The sequence below is a fragment of the Capnocytophaga sp. oral taxon 332 str. F0381 genome (genome assembly GCF_000318275.2).
Classification (GTDB): domain Bacteria; phylum Bacteroidota; class Bacteroidia; order Flavobacteriales; family Flavobacteriaceae; genus Capnocytophaga; species Capnocytophaga bilenii.
On record NZ_KB291261.1, the window covers coordinates 2,047 to 2,714 of the forward strand.

The following is a 668-nucleotide window of genomic DNA, read 5'->3' on the forward strand; positions in this document are numbered from 1 at the left end:
TCTTGGGCATTTACAATAAAATCCATATCTCTATCTTCAGTAGGTTTTATTTTTTTTATCAATTTATTTGATAAATAGTTTTTCTTAATTCTTATTAATTCATCTTCACATTTTTTTTCTTCTTCATATAAATCAGAGCACGGTATTTTATCTTGTTGCCTGATATACTTGTCATAAAATTCTAAAATCATTTTTGTAGCTTCATCAGTTTCTTCTTTAGGCACTTGAATTGGTGCAATTGTATCTTTTTCTACTATGGTATCTCTTTTGACAGAGGAAATAGTATCTGTAGTATCATTAGAAGATGACACTTGGGTATTATTGCTATTGTTACAAGAAAACAACAATAAACACGCTGAAATAAAATAATAAATCTTTACCATCTGAATATTTTAAAATTAATATCATCAATAATATACTTATCCTTCTTCTTAGCTACTTTTAATTGTACGCTATCATATCTATTTAAAAAGAAATCATAAATATACACATTATATCTTTTTGAATTTATCTTCTTTACCTTAATAGAGTCCAACCATTCTATGAAAGTATCTTGGGCATCTACAATATAATCCATATCTCTATCTTCAGTGGGCTCTATTTTTTTTATTAATTTACTTGATAAATATCTTTTCTTAATTCTTATCAATTCATCTTCACATTTTTTC

The 668-nt window shown here is 25.4% G+C and carries 1 protein-coding gene and 1 pseudogene; both read right to left on the reverse strand.

The genetic code is table 11. The annotated features are described in order from the left end of the window. A partial coding sequence (locus HMPREF9075_RS13685) for a hypothetical protein (protein WP_009414794.1) occupies positions 1-383 on the reverse strand: 383 nt, incomplete at its 3' end. Continuing rightward, positions 377-668: pseudogene (locus tag HMPREF9075_RS01320) on the reverse strand (DUF3828 domain-containing protein); the annotation flags it as partial. The gene HMPREF9075_RS13685 and the pseudogene HMPREF9075_RS01320, both read right to left, overlap by 7 nt.